Genomic DNA, 17,089 nt, shown 5'->3' on the forward strand with positions numbered 1-17,089 from the left:
CGCCACGCTACTGGTGAAGCGCGACAACGTGCACGCCTCCTAGAGCACGTCGGGATGCTCGCGCAATCGCGACTCGATGCGTTCCGCGAGCTCGACCATCCGTGCCGCCCCTGCGGTGTGCGACGCGCCCTTGATCCGGCGAGCGGCGCGCATGGCAGCGTCGACATCGCCGGACTGCATTGCGTCGACGAGTTCCTCGAAGTCCTGCACCACCGTCCGGGCGTAGCCTGTTTGCAGATCGATCGAATTGGCGAGAAGCAATTCCGGCGGCTCGGCCGGCGCGACGTCCTGATAGGCCTGACACCACATCGCCAGCATCTGCCGCAGCGCAGCCAGCCTCAACGGCTTGCCGAGCACACCGTCCATCCCACTGTCAAAGCAGCGCACCTTGTGTTCGTCACCGGACAATGCCGAAATGGCGATGATCGGGACGCGCCCCGCCCGCTCGGTCGCCTCGTTGAGGCGAATCATTCGGGCCAACGCATAGCCGTCGATGTCAGGCAGGTTGCAATCGAGCAGCACCATGTCGAAGCGAGTGCGCGCCAATTGTTGCAATGCTGCCATTCCGTTCAGTGCCGAGACGGTACGGCAGCCGATCTCGTCACACTGCTGGCAGATTGAATACTGCACGGCCTCGTGATCGTCGATGACCAGAATCAGCGGCTTGCTTTCGCCTTCGCAATTGCCCTCGACATTTTCCGGCCCAACGGCCGAGTCCGAAGCGATGGGCGGCGCGCACGCTGCGGTCGGCTCGACGGCTGCCGAAACCGGCAGGCGCACCGTGATCGTCGTTTCAACGTGCGGCGTGCTGTCGACCACGATCGTCCCGCTCATCAATTCGACGAGCTGGCGGCAAATCGCCAGCCCCAATCCACTGCCCTGCGCTCCGCGTTGGCCCAGGCGCCCGGCCTGCCAGTACGGGTCGAACATATGCCGACGACATTCCGGCGAAACGCCGACACCGGTATCGCGAACTTCAAGCACCAGCGTGCCACGCGACGCTTGCGGACCGGGCAGGTAGTCGACACGCAGGGTAACCGAACCGGCCGGCGTGAACTTGATCGCATTGACGAGCAGATTGAGCGCGATCTGACGGAGCCGTACCGGATCGATCACGACCTGCAGCGACGGAGGGCTTGCGACTTGCAGCGCCAATTCGATCTGCTTCTCGTCCGCACGCCAGCGCACCATGCTTACGGTATCGCGCGCCCACGCCCCGAGGGCGACCGCCTGCGGCTCCAGCGTGATTTTATGCGACTCGAGACGCGAAAATTCGAGGACGTCGTCGAGCAACGTCAGCAACGTTTCCGAGGCCGAGATCGCCGCGTTCGCCCGGCTTGCCTGTTGCCCGGTCAGCGATGAGCATTGCAGCAACTCGAGTGACGACAGGATCGTTTGCATCGGCGTGCGGATCTCGTGGCTGATGAACGCGAGAAACATGGCCTTTTCGCGTTCGCTGCGAACCGCTGCGGCGCGGGATTTCCATGACAGGTAGGCAAGCGTGGCAAAAGCGAGCAGCGCGACGCCGATGGCGATCACCTGAGGTGCGCGGTAATGCAGGATCGAGCGCATCGTCGGCTTGCCGTAGTCGGCTAGTTCGACCCAGTTTCGGGTCATTGCTGCCGTTTCGCTGACGGGAATGGCTGCAAGCGACTTGTCGATGATCGATGCAAGCAGCGGCATGTCGGTGCGCGTGATCATCGCCAACGACACGGGGCGATCGGCGAGCATACCCGACATGAACAACTGACCGAGGTATCGGCTGCGTACGATCGGCAGCATCGTGACGTCCACACCGAGCGCTGCATCGGCCTCGCCCGCGGCGACGGCGGCGAGCGCGCCCTCTTCGCTATCGAATGTCAGCACGTCGAGCGGTACGCCGCTATGACGCGTGAAATATTCGACGGCGCCGTTGCCCTTGATCGCGACACGCCTGCCCTCGAGGCGCTGCAGGCTGAAGATCATCGTGGAGTCGCTGCGTGTCACCGCTGTCAGCCGACCGACGAGATACGGCATGCTGACGAGCGCGCCGTCGCCGAAACGGTCGTGCACCAGTTCCCGCCATACGCCCGGCAGCAGATCGACTCGGCCGGATTTCAGGGCTTCGTCGGCCTGCCCCCATTGCGTACCGGGCACGGTTTGAAACGACAAACCGCTGATCCTGGAAATCGCATCGAGATAGCCCGCGACCAGCCCCCCATGCTTGCCGTTACGCAGGTATTCGATGGGATGCCAGTTGGCCTCCACTGCAATGTGGACCACGGGATGCGCGTTGATCCACTGCAATTCCTCTTTGGTGAACGCTGGTTTCGTGCTCTCGGGCGCGGCCGACGCGGGGAGCGACACGACGAGCATGGCTCCGAGCAGTGCGCGGTAAAGCAAGCGCCAGACGGCGACAAGGGTGGGGGGCCGGGTTTTCATTTAGGCCAGTTCGATTCAACTGTCGTGTAACGAGAGCAGTGAATCTAATCGTCGAACGACGAATTTCGCACTTTGCCGTGTGAATTCCAGACGCGGCCTATAAGACTTGTCTGATAAGACTGAAAACGTCGGCTGAGGGGGTGTGCTCGCGCACCGTCGTAGACACGCGGCACGCTCCCGCGTTCAGCTTTCCTCGAGCATCTTGCGCGATGCGAACAGCTCGGCGTCGCTGCGGATCCCGAGTTTGCGATATGCGGACTGCTTTTGCGCACTGATGGTCTTCGGGCTGCGCGAGAATTTCGATGCGATATCGGAAACGGACATGCCTGCCAGGTAGCAGCGCAGAACCTCATGCTCCCGCGGGCTGAGACGCAGGTTCTCGGACAGTTCGGAGTCGGACGAGCTCTCGGTCTCATCCACTGTGGGTGGGCGCTCGAGCGGGCTCGGATCGGCGCTCGTGCTTGTCAGCATTTTCCGGGACAATTCGGCGCTGATATACGGACGGCCGCTCGCAACGACGTGAATCGCATGCGCAAGCTCCCGGAGATTCTCGCTTTTGCCGAAGAAACCGAGCGCGCCGGCGCGCATCGTCATGTTGACGGTTGCGGGCGTATCGCTACTCGAGGTCATCAGGATCTTGCAATCCGGGAAGCGTGTGGCAACCAATTTGACCAGATTGAGGCCGTCTATCTCGTCCGGGCCCAACGTGTAGTCGAGCAGTGCCACGTCCGCTGGATTGGACTCGAGCCAGCGAATCAGGTCGCGCGACTTCGCAAAGCTGGCTGCAACCTCGATACCGGATTGCTCCGTCAGGTAGCTCGCGATCCCGTGCTGGACAACGGCATGGTCGTCCAGAATCACAACCCGGATCGATTGATGCACTGGCCTCATTACAACCCCTTTTTTTACAAATCTTTCAATTCAAGGGGATAATTTTAAACGTGCCGACTTCTCTCTGCTCGAATATTCGTGTGCGACGGCCGATCGGCCAGTGCTAACCACCGGCCGACGGAGACTGGCGCTGCCGGTCATGTCCGCCAAACGAGTCCATACCGTCCTATGGCGACACACCACTGAGCACGGGCTAACATCCCGCTTACCTCCCCGTTCCGCGTCGACGTTTCGAGTGCCAAGCACCGCAACTATTCAACCAACGGAATTACAAAATCCGACTGTTCGATGTTCGATCGCGAGCCGAATTGCATACAACGAATCGGCTCGCGACACCGGTTACTGCGACCTCCAACATTTCCTCCTCACTGGAACTCGAACTTCACGGTCGCGCTGCCCTGGTACTCACCCGCACTCGGCTTGTTTATCATCCGAACGGGATATGCGCTCATATCGAATTGCGCGCTCTGCGCCTTGTAGTCCATCGTAATGGGCAGCTTTTGCTCGGGCCTTGGCGGCGTACCGGGTGACGTCGGCGCAATCAGTCGGCCTTGACTTTCCACCGCGATGCCGATGTCCTTATGCGTGGTGGCGATGTAGCGCTTGTCCTTGGCTTGCGGTTGCGCATCGAGAACCAGGTCGACCTTCACACCAGAGGTAATGTTGTTGCATTGAATGTCGAAACGTCGCTTGACCGGTTCAATACCCGTTTGCCCCCGCAAAGCGATTCGATCCGATATTCGGGACCCGAAGTCGATCGTCAGATTCTGTCCGGGTGCCAACCGGCAGCTTTGCGGCACGGTGATCGAACCGGCCACGTATATCCACTGCACTATCGGGGACGAATGGGAAAGCGGTGCATCGTATCCCATGCGTACGTACGCAAGGGGCGTCTCCGGAATATTTATCGTTCCCACGAACGGTCGTGTGACCATTAAATGCAACCTCCCTCTCAATCCGGCTTGCGTAGTGTTGAAATATGAACCATACTCGCACCGAATGTTGTTGTAACTTGTGTGGTTAGTCACCGGTGCTGGCAATAACCGACCTGCGTTAAAAACATCCAGTGCCAACTGTATGGTTCCGTCTCCCAACTTGTAAAAGGTTCTCTGCTTACCGTTCACGGTGCCCGACTGCCCGCTCACAAGCGGTGTCGTCACCGTCACATATCGTTTGATTGCGAATCCGTTCGTGCACGGGCAGCGGACCCCGCCGTCGAAGTCCCACTCAATCGGTGGAATTGATTGGCCGGCGGCAGGTTGGGTACTCGAATCGAATACCTTGTTGATATGCACCGTACCTGTCGGCGGAATAACACCGTTGAAAGTGCACGCTCCACCCGCCGCCATGCTCGTGGTAGCAGGCGCAATACTCGCGCAAGCAATCAGCATTTGTACGCCCGCCCGAACTAGAGCGGTTGTTGCCGTGTTATACAAAGCAATCCCCTGGAATTGTTGACATGGACAAATCTGGTACATCGCTGTCAATCGACAGCGTCCGACTTTCAACGACAGCGAACGACCAATCTTTGATAATTCCGACCGGCCTCGACCTTGGGTAACGCATAGGGTGCGCGGCACTCCCCCTCCGTCCACTTGACCTTCAGCGTTCCCTGCTCCTGTTCGAGCAATACGAGCGCATTGCCGCCCGGATCGACGATGCCCAATTGCTTGCCGGATTCGAGGTCTTCCAGGCTTGCACCGAACGGCACCGGCTGACCATCCGCCTGCGCAACGTTGAATTGCACGCGCCGTCCGCCGTTCGCCTTGAACACCGCTTCGACCACCGCGCCGCGACGCGGCACAACCTGTTTGGCCGTATCGATCAATTCGACGTCCGCTCCGAGATTTCGTGTGTCCGGACGCAGCGTATTGACGCGATAAGGTTGAGCGTAGGGCACCACCATGTAACCGTTCCGGCCGATACGCACGCCGTCCTCGGTGCGCACGTCCGCGCTCTTCACGCCTTCCACCTTCATCAACGCGAAGGTGTCACCCAACGTGCGGCTCAAATTGACTCCGCCGCCGTGTATCACCAGCGCACCTGTGGTGCCGACACTGGCTGACCGGTAGCTGCGTGCATAGTTGTAGCTTGCCGACAGTCGCCCGATGTCCGTGTTGTGCGTCAGGCTCGCGCCGGCCGCCACGCCCTGTCCCTGATTCGTATAGCCGGCTTGCGCCGCGTATGACGTGCGCTCGTTGAAGCTGCCGCTCAATCCACTCTGTGCAATCGCCCCGCCGGTGTTGTCACGGTTGATGTTCGCGTACACGCGCGGCGAACGGACCTGCTTGCCGAGCGGTATCGACAGCGATGCCATCACCTGTGTATCGGTGTTTGACCCGCCATACCGTGTATCGCGCGACTGCGTGAAGCTGAGGTTGTAGCTCAACTGCTTCCAGTTGTTTCCGTAGCCCATGCTGATACTGCGGCTCGATCCGGCTTGGTTCCAATACGTCTGCTGGCCGACGTTCAAATAGACACTGCCGTACTTCCGATCCTGGCCCAGATCCTGGCTCGTCGTCAGGTCGATCCGTGAGCGGTTGCGCGCTGCCCGGATACCGACGGTTGCGTTCCTGTCGTTGACGTGGTCGCTGAACGTCCGATAACCCTCTGTCGAATATCGATACGCGGCTAGCGTGAAGTTGGTATTGGTTCGGGTAAACGTCTTCGCATACAACACGCGCACACTCTGACCAGCGTCGCGTGCGCCACGTGCACGGCTGAACGACTGCGTGACGTCGAGCGACAATGCGCCAATCGGCGTGTTGGTGCCGACGCCCAGGTTAAATGCCTGGAAATCCTTGGAAACCTGAAAGCCACCTGCGACCGTGCTGTTGTCGGTCAGACCATAGACGAGTGAACCGGTTGCCAGCGTCGGCGACGAGCCCTCGCTGCCTTGGTACTGGCCCGCTGAAAAGGCGTATTTCATTCGGCCCTTGCGCAGCATCAACGGCAGGCTCGAGAACGCCTGACGCGTCACATGCTTGCTGCCATCCGCCTCGGTCACGGTGATTTCCAGGTCGCCGTTCGATCCGGACGGAAAGATGTCCGTCAGCTCGAATGGTCCGGGCGGCACATTGGCGCGATACAGCACGTAGTTGCTCTGACGAACTTCGACGACCGCATTGCTGAACGCCTGCCCACGAATCACCGGCGCGTAACCGCGTTCGCTGTCCGGCAGCATCGCGTCGTCGGACCCGATCTTCAAGCCTCGAAATCGAACGCTGTCGAACAACGTCGAATCCGTGTATTGCTCGCCAAGCGCGAGTTGGGACTTGAGCGACGTGATGTCGCGCTCGACCAGCGTGCGGTTACTCTTGAATTGCGGCTTGCCGCCCGTGCCGCCGCTCAGCGTGGACTCGTTACGCAGCCGCCATGGTCCGATGTTGACGCCGTTTTGCAAGCCGAGAAAGTAGCTGCGGCTATCGCCCGAGAACGCGCTGCGGTTGTAGTTGCCGGTGAATTGGTAATTTACGTAACCGGCGGCGACGCCTGCATCCCACAGTGCGGGATCGACGTAACCACGTGCAGTGCGCGACAGGAATGCTTGCGGAATACTTAGATCGAGCCGCAATCGTCCTGCGTCGAAATTCACCGCAGCCTGGTCCATCGCATTCGCTACGTCGATACACGCGGCGTCGGCCACGTCCGGCGCGGGCGTCAGCGCGTGCAAGTTCACGCCGAATTCCTGAAGCATCAGCGCGCTCAGGCATGGCGCGACCCGGCCCGTCGTCGCGTCGAAGCGGAATTCGATATCGCGTCGCGTGACGAGATCGCCATTGACCTGCACTTCGACACGATACGTGCCCGGTGGCACAGTGCTGTCACCCGCGAGCACTGACGACAGGTCTGTCGGACGGCCACGGTCATGCAGGAAGTTCTTATTGAAAGTCAACGCCGTTGGAGCAGCGTGGCCGGCGACCGGGTCCATCGTTTCTGCGTGCGCCTTGTTGGCAAACGCAACGCATATCGCGAGATATAGCGGCGTCGTGCACGGAAGCATGGCGGAATGAGGCAATCCCGTCAGGCTGCGCAGCGATGTTGAATTGGGTCGGTCCGACATCAGGATTGAACTCCGGCGGTTGTCAAATCAATGAAGCAGAGCAAACGTGGTTGATGTGTAAAGGATTGCTAATCGATTGCACAGTGAGATCGGAAGGCGCGCCGTGGCGATCCCGCTTATCGCGTGACGGGAACCGGCGCAGCGGGGTGACCGGCAGGCAATGTCACTCGGTACGCTTCCCGTCCGCCAAAATCGTTGACGATCTCGTAGCGCAACTCGGGGACGGTGTCGCTAGCGGGCAATTTGGCCGTCATGGTTGCCGTCTCGCCGGGCGCAATCATCTTCGCGTCGATGATGGGGATGTCCTTCCCGCCCGTGTGCCACTTCGCATCGACGACGGTGACGTGGTACAGGCCGGGATTCTCCAAACTGAGGACCGCATTGCCGCGTTCGCGATCGAGTCGCCATTGCAGACGCGCGGGGGCACTTTGCGGATCGTCCTTCAATCCGGCTGGTCGGAAAAACACTTTCACTCGCTGCCGCACTGCCAGTTGAAGGATGTTGTCGCCAGCGGCGGACTGCGGAATTTCCTGAACGTTTAGCCAGAACGCAGTTTCCCGGTCGGCGGGCACGCCAACCCCTTCGTACAGCACGCGAAGTAACTGCTGATGTTTCGCCGACACTTTGACGAGCGGCGGTGTTACTGCGAACGGCAACGTCTTGCCGTTGGCCTCGTCCAACGGATCGAGCCAGGATTGAATCAGTGCATCCGCACCGTCATTGTTGACGACGATGGATGCCTCTTTGTTCTTGCCATCGAATACGACGCGCGTGGCGCCTAATGAAATTGCGGCATGTGCCGCAGACGTGATCAGCGCACACGCAAGCGCCACGCCCACGGCGAGGTATCGTGTTTTCATAGCGGGAGTTCTGCGGAAGGTGCGGCAGGGTGTACCCCTGCCGCACGTTTGAGACGGCTAGTGCCGCCTGATGGGGATTACTCGTAGCTGAGCGTGAACGGCAGGCTCGCGTTCGCGACACCGGCCGTGACCTTCGACGGATCGTCGGCAACGTATGCAGCGGCAAAGCGCACGTTGACTGCGCCGCCTTCCTTCAGCTCCGTCTGTGCCAGCAGGTCGCCGTTGCTCAGATCGAACGCCTTTGCGCCTGCACCCGTGCCTTCATATACGGCAATACCGACGTTCTGTGCAAAACCGGCGGCGTTTGCGCCGTTGTTGACACGGATCGACAGTTTATCCGCACTCAGCTCGGACGGTTGGCCCGCGAACTTCATGCTGACCTTCGCGCCCTGCTTACAGACGACGTCGATGTTGGCGGAACCCGATCCGCTTGCCAGAAACTTCGGTGCCGATACGGTACCGATATCGGTGGCAGAGATCTTGCCCATATCCACGTTGATCGTGCCTGCGTCACCCTTGATGGAGCTGACCTTACAGGTGTCGTTGACGATCGAGCCCTGGAAGTTGATCGTACCGTCGACCGAATCTGCCATCGCAACGGACGAGAACGCTGCGAGCGCAGCACCAGCGAGAATCATCTTTGCTTTCATTCGATTTCACTAGATATAGAGGGCGATTATTACAATCGCTCCCTCGCGTTGATATTCAAGGACTCGCGTTTCCCGCGGTTCCTTAACCTTCCCTTCATTGAAGAGAGTGTCAATTATCCGAATTGTGACTGCGCGTATCGATAGGAAACTGCCTAAATTTTCCGCATATCTCGTGCTCGGCATAAAGTCCAGGGTGCTGTAGATGTTTTTGATGTGTCATGCTCGTTGAAAATAACACTCGTATTGCGCGAAAAATGAAAAAATGAAGTCAATTTCACTTTTCAATTTAGGAAAAATCTTATATCAATAACTCGCGCAATTAGCAAAATGCAAACGCCTGCATCAGTTCCGATAGCAAGGCAGCATTTCTCATTACGAGGAGATCAACATTGAATAAACAGCCTGCATCACGCGGCTTCCCGCTTCGCCCCATCGTGCTGGCAACGTCGCTGCTGGCCGCGCAACAGGCGTTCGCTGTCGGTGACCATGTGATCGTCGACGGCAGCGGCTCGGTCGTCACCAACGGCGCCATCACCACCGTCAACCAGAAGACCGACAAGATGGTGGTCTACTGGGGCGACATGAACGTTGCGGCGCACGAGACGCTGAACTTCGTACAACCGGGCAAGACCGCCGCCGTGCTGAACCGGGTCATCGGGGCCGACCCGACGCAGATTCTCGGCGCGCTGAACGCATCGGGCCGCGTGTTCATCGTGAACCCCAACGGCATCCTGATCGGCAGCCAGGCGAAGGTCAACGTCGGCAGCCTGGTCGCTTCTTCGCTGAACGTGTCGGATAACGACTTCCTCGCAGGCCGCCTCAACTTCTCCGGCGATACGCACGCCAAGGTCGTCAACGAAGGGCGGATCGACGCCAAGGAATCGGTCGCGCTGATCGGCCCGCGCGTCGAGAACAGCGGCACCATTCGCAGCCGGAGCGGCAGCGTCGCGCTCGCAGCGGCCGACGGCGTGTCGCTGTCGTTCGCCGGCAACGGGCTGCAGGTGAAGCTCACGCACGGCAGCCTGCAGGCGCTGGTGGAAAACGGCGGGATGATCGTCAGCGACAACGGCGACGTGATGCTCACCGCGTGGGCGCGTGACGCCCTCACGCGCGCCGTCGTGAACCAGACGGGCAAGATCGAGGCCGGCGGCATGGGGCAACTGCGCGGCATCCGCATTGCGAGCGAAGGCAGCGGCACGGTGACGGCTGGCGGTGAAATGCGCATAAGCGGCGCCGCTCGCAACGGCCCCGAGCGTTCGATCCAGGTGTCGGCGCAAGGCATCCGGATCGCGGATGGCGCACGTTTCGACACGGCGGGCGACCAGGATTTGATCGAGCTGCGTACGCGCGCGCAAGCGGGAGCGGCCGGACACGTCTCGTTCGGCGAAGCGAGCCTCAAGTCCGGCTCCATCCATATCATCGCGGACAACGTGCTGACCGCCGCGGCAAACGCCGGGCTGCCGACCTTCGCGGCCGGCGCGGTCATGCTGAGGTCCCACGACCCGAACACCGGCTACGTGCTGAACCGCACGGCCGGCGCCGACGCCATGTCGACGCTGGTGGGCGGCACGGGCTCCGTCAGCAGCGGCTTCCTCAAGGCGGCAGGCGAGCAAAATCTGTGGGTCCTGTCGTATGGAGACGTTTCCGCGCGCGGCGCGGTCAACGCGAATGCATTGTCGATAGCAGGCAACGCCAACGTCGACCTGAGCGGTGGTTTCGATGGCAAGCAGCTCGGCGTTTGGGGCAAGTCGATCAAGCTCGCAGGCACGACACGAGCCGATTCCGTGGCGCTGTCCGGCCAGAGCGTCATGTTTGACGGCGCTGTCCACGCGTCGCAGCTTAAAGCTCACGCGTCCGCGGGGGCGCGCACTACCGATCGCGCAACGTTGCACGCCGATCAGGTCAGCCTCTCTGGCGGCCAGATCGACTTTTCTCGCGGCGCGCACACGTTGAAGCGCGTCGACCTCAGTGCGAAATCCGCAAGTCTGTCGCTGGCGGGCGACACGACGATCGGATACGCGAAATCGCGTGGCGACCTGACCGTGCACAGTCAAGGCAAGCTCATGGCAAACATGCTCGACGCACACGGCAACATGGATATCACGGCGCGGGGCGATGCGACCATCGAACACGCAAAATCGCGCGGCGACCTGACAGTGCACAGTCAAGGCAAGTTCGTCGCAAACGCGCTCGACGCACGCGGTGACGTCGAAGTCGTGGCACGGGGCGATGCATCGTTCGGCGATGTGAAGGGCAATCGCATTACGCTCGCGTCGACGGACGGCCATGCTGCGTACGAGCGCGTCGACGCGGCGTCACATGCATCGATCGAAGGTGCGCGCGGCATCGACGCCGGGCAGACCTATGCATCGTCGCTGACGCTCGCGAGCGACGGCGATGTGCGATTCGGCAACGACCTGCTCATGCGTGGCCCCATCGACATCAGCGGTCGAAACGTCACGGCCGCCCGCGTTCGCGACGACGATACGCGAGACCTGTCGGCGCGCGCGCGCATCGTCAGCTCCAAGGACGTGCGTGTCGCCGCGACGGGCAACGCCGAGCTCGGTAACGTCAGCGGAAATTCCGTCGCCCTCGCCGCCGATGGCCAACTCGATGCCGTTTCGGTCGCCGCGAAGTACGATGCAACGCTCGATGGCAAGGGCGGCGTCAACGTGCGCGACGTGGAGGCAACGTTCGGCGATCTGACGCTCACAAGCGACGGTCGTATCCGCTTCTCGGGGCCGCTCAATGCGACCGGCATGGTGAGCCTGCGCGGCGGCGAAATCGTCGCGGATCGGGATTCCACGCCATACGATCCGGTGATCCTCGGCTGGGCAGGTGTAGCGGTCCACGGCGTACACAGTGTCGATCTCTTTGCCGTGCATTCCGGCGGTGGAGACGTTCGCGTCACGAGCGACGGTGACATTCGCTTCACGGCGGACTTGTGGGCGCACGGTGGCACGAATACCGTCCACGGCAAGAGCGTCACGGCCGTCAGCAAGTGGAATGACCGGCATCGTCCTGGCCTTTACGCCACGGGTGACGTCTCGGTCTCGGCAGACACCGCACCGACTCTCGGCGCGGTCTACAGCCGCACCGGGGCTGTCCGGGTCACGTATCCGGCGCAGTCCGCGTGGCGCCGCGCGGCCGGCGACGCGTAAGCTCGGCATCGTGCGCGCCTGACGGGTTGCGCTTGAATGCCGCAGCTTACGGTGCGGCAATGCGCAGGCGCGATCCGTTCTGTTTGAGCGCCCGGCGGAAGCCGGGCGCTTCTCTTGTTCCAACACTGCATGCCATGGCGTGTCGATTACGATCGACTTCGACGCGCCGCGGTTCTCCCTGCTTCTCATGTTCGCCCCTAGCTTTCGCGCAGTCACGCTCGGCGCGTTGTCGTGCGCCGTCCTCCAGCCATTCGTCGCCCACGCCGGTCCGTTGCCTGCCCAGGCGGGCGATGCGCAGAGCCCGTTGCCCTCCACCGGCTCGATTCTGCGCAACCATCCACTTCCCTCACTGCAGGACGAGCCGCACCGCGCCGATGTGCCGCTTATCGAGCGCCGGCCTCCCGAGGACACGCCGGACACGAAAGGCACGATTCGGCTGCACGTCTCCCGCATCGTCGTGGACGATGTCCCGGAACGCGTGCGAGAGGCGGTGGACGCCGTGGTCGCGCCCTACCGCGAGCGCACGATGACATTCGCGCAACTGCGCGACGTCGCGATCGACGTCACGCGCGTGTTGCTCGATCACGGCGAATCAATTTCGTATGCATACCTGCCCGAGCAGGATATCGTCGATGACGTCGTCCATATCGCCGTCATGCAAGGCAAGCTCGAATCAGCAACACTGAGGAAGAACCGCTCGTTGTTGCGCGATTCGGTCATCGAGCGCTATCTCGGCGCAGGCCTTGATCGCGATGGCGACGTGCGACGGATGCAGGATCAGTTCGGCCGCCTCGGGGATTTGCCGGGCGTCGGGACGATTACGCCGGAGCTGTCGCCTGGGCGACTGCCCGGCGGCACGGCCATGTCGATCGACGTCGACGCTGGCGAGCGGCTGACCGGCGCCTTCGTCGCAGACAATTCCGGTCAGCGCACCACCGGCCGCAACCGGATCGGCGCGCAACTCGGCATCAATAGCCCGTTGGGCTTGGGCGATCGTCTTCAGGGCATTGCGTTTTTCTCGCCAGACTTCCTGCAGCGCGGTCACGACAGCGACGGCGGCAACACGATAGTCGGACGTCTTTCTTACGACGCTCCCGTCGGTTCGCGCGGCATGCGGTTGGGCGCGGCGCTCACCCGCGTCGACTATACCGTCGGAGGGGAGCAGTATCGCGACAGCGGCACCGGCGGTCATGCAACGCTGTTCAGCGTGTACGGCACATTCCCGCTGTTGCGAACGTCGCGCAATACGCTTGATGTCGAAACCACAGCCGAATTCAAGCGGCTGTCCGACCGGACGCTCGACGTCGACAATCCGCGCAGCGCACGTGCGGTGACGGTTCAACTATCTGGTTCGCGATACGGCGCGTGGTCAGGAAACCACAACATCGTCTCTTATCGCGTAGGCGTCACCGGTGGCAGCGTGACGAACGAAGATGACTGGAATGGCGCTGGCACACGTGGCCGCTACGTCAAGACGACCCAGCAATTCGACTTTCATCAGCGGCTGTCGGCGCGCACGCGCGTTCATCTTTCGCTCAATGCACAACAGACGACCCGCAATCTCGACGGCTCGGAAAAAATGTCGCTCGGCGGCCCGTATGCGGTGCGCGCTTACGACAACGACATGTTCAGCGCCGATTCAGGCTACATCGTGTCGGCCGCGGTGCATGCGGGCGTGCCCGCGGTTCCCGGGCTCGGCGTCAGCATCTTTTACGATCATGCGCACGCTACCGTCCAAAAATTCTCGCGGCGCAAGCTGGCGTTGACGCTCGCCGGCGTGGGTGCCGGGATCGAATATGCATTCGGCAAGCATGCGACCGTCAGCCTCTCTTATGCAATGCGGACGACCGGGGGCCCCGGCAATCCGCCGAAAGCCATGACGTGGGTCAGCAGTGTAATTCGACTCTAGGAAGCGGGGTCTTCAACGCTGTAGTGGGCGCCACAAGGTGATTCTGAAGATCACTCATGATCCGATCAATTATGGAATGCTTGATTTATTTCGACATATGGTTCGTATCTCATGCGGCGATTGCCGAAATCGACGAATCCATAGATTTCTTCGGCTTTTGACACCATCAATGGTATCGTCAGACAACAGTTTTTAGGACGATTCTTATATTTCATATTCCCGGCTCAATTTATTATCCAGTCCTTCGGATATTCAATTTCGGGGCCGAGAATGAACAAGGTATATCGGGTCGTGCGGAACGTCGGAACGGACATGTGGTTCGCTACGGACGATCATGCTGGATGCCTGTCTTCCGCACAAACCTGATACCCGCCAGCCCGGCGCAATCCTGTACCCGGTACTCGAGCCGGCATGGTGTGGCCGGCTGCCGAACTCGCCAAATCAACGTGCCGCGTAGAGAGGGTTCACGTTGCAGTTTTCGGTTTGCCCGCAATATTGCGTCGCCCGTCCAGGGCCGTAGCGGGAGAAAACGTCTCAGAGGAAATTACATGTTGTGTAGATTCGTCGGCTCGCGATCCATCGCACCGGATCGCAAGCGCTCGTGGGGCGCACTTGTCGCCATTTGGTTGCTCTGTGCCATGCTGAGCGGATGCGGCGGCGGAGTCAACGGCACGAGTGTCGTTCCGGCCGCACTCATCTACAGCCACGACTCGGTGGTGTACCCGGTGGGCCAGTCGATCGAACCCAACTCACCGCGCGGCGGCGGTGCGATCACAGAGTACAGCGTGAAGCCGGCGTTGCCGCCTGGCCTGAATCTCGATCCGGCCACGGGCGTGATCTTCGGCACACCCACCTCGGCGACGGACACGGCGTCCTATACCGTCACCGGCACCCACAGCACAGGAACGGTCTCGACCATCGTGAACATAACGGTCGTGTCAGCGGGTAAATTCACGCCCACCGGTAACATGGCCACCGCTCGGGCCGAGTACTCCGCGACGCTTTTACCCAACGGCAAGGTGCTGGTCGTGGGGGGCGCTGACGGTCTCGATGGCAAGTCTTCAGCCGAGCTCTACGATCCCATCACCGGCGAGTGGTTGATCACCGGCAGCCTGGCTACGCCGCGTCACACCCACACCGCGACGCTCTTGCCCAACGGCAAGGTACTGGTCACCGGCGGCGCCGACAAGTTCGACGGCAAGTCCTCGGCGGAGCTATATGACCCGATTACCGGCACGTGGTCCGCCACCGGCAGCATGGCCGTGCCGCGTTACTACCACAGCGCGACGCTGTTGCCCAATGGCAAGGTGTTGGTCGCCGGGGGCTTCAGCATGATCACCAGCCTCTCGGCTTCCGCGGAGCTGTACGATCCGAGCACCGGCATGTGGTCGGCCGCCGGCAACATGACCTCGGCGCGCGGCAACCACACCGCGACGCTGCTTGCCGACGGCAAGGTACTGGTCGCAGGGGGCAGCCTCGTCGATCGGAATTCAGCGGAACTGTACGACCCGAATACCGGAATATGGTCTGCCACTGGCCGCATGGGCGCCGCACGGCTGGCTCACACGGCGGCCGTGCTGCCGGGCGGCAAGGTACTGGTCACGGGCGGACGCAACCAACAAGGTGCGGCTGAGTCTTCTGCCGAGCTGTATGACCCGGGCACCGGCATGTGGTCGGCCACAGGCAGCATGGCCGAATCGCGCTACGACCACTCCGTGACGCTGCTTCCCTCCGGAAAGGTGCTGGTCGCGGGCGGTGTCGACGGCACCGCCAACGGTCGTTCCTCCGCGGAACTGTACGACCCGGGCACCGGCACATGGTCGGCCACCGGCGGGATGGCTTCGCCACGTTACAACCACACCGCGACACTGCTGCACGATGGCAAGGTCCTGGTCGCGGCAGGCGGCAACGGAAACAACCTGTCTTCAGCGGAGCTATACGAGCTGTAACCGCGAATGGGGCATCGCCCGCACAAACCTGCGGGCGAATCAACCAAGCAAACCGCGACCGGGACATGCCCACCCATCACGTAAAGCGCCAGGCTACCCAACGGCACAGGCGCTTTCGAACCACGCAACCTGCGCCTGGCAAAACTCGAGATACGCGCGAACCAGCGCCGACGGATGCCGATGCGACGGGTACAGCAGGTTGACCTGCTGTTCGGGCAGCGGATGTCCGGGAAGCAACGCCGTCAACCTCCCCTGCCGAATCGGCTCCGCAGCGAGAAATGGCGGCAGCTCCGTGACCACCTCGCCGGATATCGCACAGCTGCGCAAGTGCGAATAGTCATTGGTGGACAAAACGGCGGCCGGTTCAAACGTCTGATCGCCCAAACGCCACCCCCGGTCGAAATTCGCCCCGGTGCTCCAGACCGCGCACGGAAACCGGTGCAGGTCGTCCGGCGCCGTCGGCGTGCCCAATGTGTCGAGCAAGCCCGGACTGGCGACCAGCACGTGCCGGTAGGACAGCAACCGGCGCGCCACCATCGCTTCGTGCGAGATCGTGCCGATCCGCAGCGCGACATCGATGCCGTCTTCGATCAGATCGACTCGACGCTCGGTCGAATACACATGCAGTTCGATATCCGGATACCGCTTCCGGAATGCCGACAACAGATCCCACCACGCCTCGAATGCAGGCGGTAACGACAAGCGCAACCGCCCTTTCAGCCGAGCTTGATCGCTGACCACGGCCTGTTCGCCCTCGGCGAGCATTTCGACGCCGCGGCTCGCGTGCTCGTAAAGCCGCGTTCCCGCCTCGGTCAGCTTGGTGCCGCGCGCGGTGCGCTCCAGCAACTGCACCCGCAACTGCTTCTCGAGCGCGCGAATCCGGCGGCTCACCGTCGGCAACGGCATCTCCAGCCGCGCCGCGGCACCGGAAAGGCTGCCCGTCTGCACGACGCCCACGAATATCCGCACATCGTTGAGATCCACTTCAGCCTACCAAAAATGAAAGCAATGTTTCCATTCTAGCTACTTACATTGCAGATTTGAACTAGCCAGAATGGCACGCATTCGATGGCCGTTCTTCGTGGGATGAGCCGTCATAACGCAACTTTTCGCACTTCGGGCAGTGCATGTGGAAGCGGGTTCCGTACGGCGTCACTCAGGCTGCAGATGCCCGTTACGGCGATC

10 protein-coding genes are annotated in these 17,089 nt (G+C 61.4%); 3 read left to right on the forward strand and 7 right to left on the reverse strand.

What is annotated here, in order from left to right; all coding sequences use genetic code 11:
* Window positions 1–39: 39 nt before the first annotated feature.
* The 6 genes from HW466_RS26525 to HW466_RS26550 form a co-directional block, all read right to left on the reverse strand.
* Complete coding sequence (locus HW466_RS26525; protein WP_170296589.1) at window positions 40–2,421, reverse strand: ATP-binding protein; 2,382 nt, start codon at window positions 2,419–2,421, stop codon at window positions 40–42.
* A 183-nt stretch (window positions 2,422–2,604) separates the two neighbouring features.
* Window positions 2,605–3,312 (reverse strand): response regulator, encoded by a 708-nt coding sequence (locus tag HW466_RS26530; protein WP_060346935.1) that lies wholly within the window; start codon window positions 3,310–3,312, stop codon window positions 2,605–2,607.
* Window positions 3,313–3,677: 365 nt separating this feature from the next.
* Window positions 3,678–4,790, reverse strand: coding sequence for a fimbrial protein (locus HW466_RS26535; protein ID WP_151002850.1), 1,113 nt, complete (start codon window positions 4,788–4,790; stop codon window positions 3,678–3,680).
* A 26-nt stretch (window positions 4,791–4,816) separates the two neighbouring features.
* The gene (locus HW466_RS26540; protein ID WP_151002848.1) at window positions 4,817–7,375 is read right to left on the reverse strand and encodes a fimbria/pilus outer membrane usher protein; all 2,559 of its coding nucleotides are present in this window, start codon (window positions 7,373–7,375) and stop codon (window positions 4,817–4,819) included.
* A 116-nt stretch (window positions 7,376–7,491) separates the two neighbouring features.
* Window positions 7,492–8,235 carry a fimbrial biogenesis chaperone gene (locus HW466_RS26545; RefSeq protein WP_151002846.1) on the reverse strand — a complete coding sequence of 248 codons (744 nt, stop codon included), beginning with the start codon at window positions 8,233–8,235 and terminating at the stop codon, window positions 7,492–7,494.
* A gap of 77 nt (window positions 8,236–8,312) precedes the next feature.
* A complete protein-coding gene (locus tag HW466_RS26550) occupies window positions 8,313–8,873 on the reverse strand; it encodes a fimbrial protein (protein ID WP_239006097.1) in 561 nt (186 codons plus the stop codon).
* A 572-nt stretch (window positions 8,874–9,445) separates the two neighbouring features.
* On the opposite strand from HW466_RS26550, the gene HW466_RS26555 reads away from it, so the two are divergent.
* From HW466_RS26555 to HW466_RS26565, 3 genes are all read left to right on the forward strand, one after another.
* Window positions 9,446–12,046 (forward strand): two-partner secretion domain-containing protein, encoded by a 2,601-nt coding sequence (locus tag HW466_RS26555; protein ID WP_338144998.1) that lies wholly within the window; start codon window positions 9,446–9,448, stop codon window positions 12,044–12,046.
* 139 nt (window positions 12,047–12,185) lie between these two features.
* Window positions 12,186–13,955: a ShlB/FhaC/HecB family hemolysin secretion/activation protein gene (locus tag HW466_RS26560; RefSeq protein ID WP_151002840.1), complete on the forward strand. Its 1,770-nt coding sequence runs from the start codon at window positions 12,186–12,188 to the stop codon at window positions 13,953–13,955.
* A gap of 548 nt (window positions 13,956–14,503) precedes the next feature.
* A complete protein-coding gene (locus tag HW466_RS26565) occupies window positions 14,504–15,904 on the forward strand; it encodes a Kelch repeat-containing protein (RefSeq protein ID WP_170296587.1) in 1,401 nt (466 codons plus the stop codon).
* A 93-nt stretch (window positions 15,905–15,997) separates the two neighbouring features.
* Here the strand turns inward: HW466_RS26565 and HW466_RS26570 are convergent, their stop codons facing one another.
* Window positions 15,998–16,888, reverse strand: coding sequence for a LysR family transcriptional regulator (locus tag HW466_RS26570; protein ID WP_151002836.1), 891 nt, complete (start codon window positions 16,886–16,888; stop codon window positions 15,998–16,000).
* Window positions 16,889–17,089: the final 201 nt, after the last annotated feature.

It is taken from the genome of Burkholderia territorii (genome assembly GCF_902833055.1).
GTDB lineage: Bacteria > Pseudomonadota > Gammaproteobacteria > Burkholderiales > Burkholderiaceae > Burkholderia > Burkholderia territorii.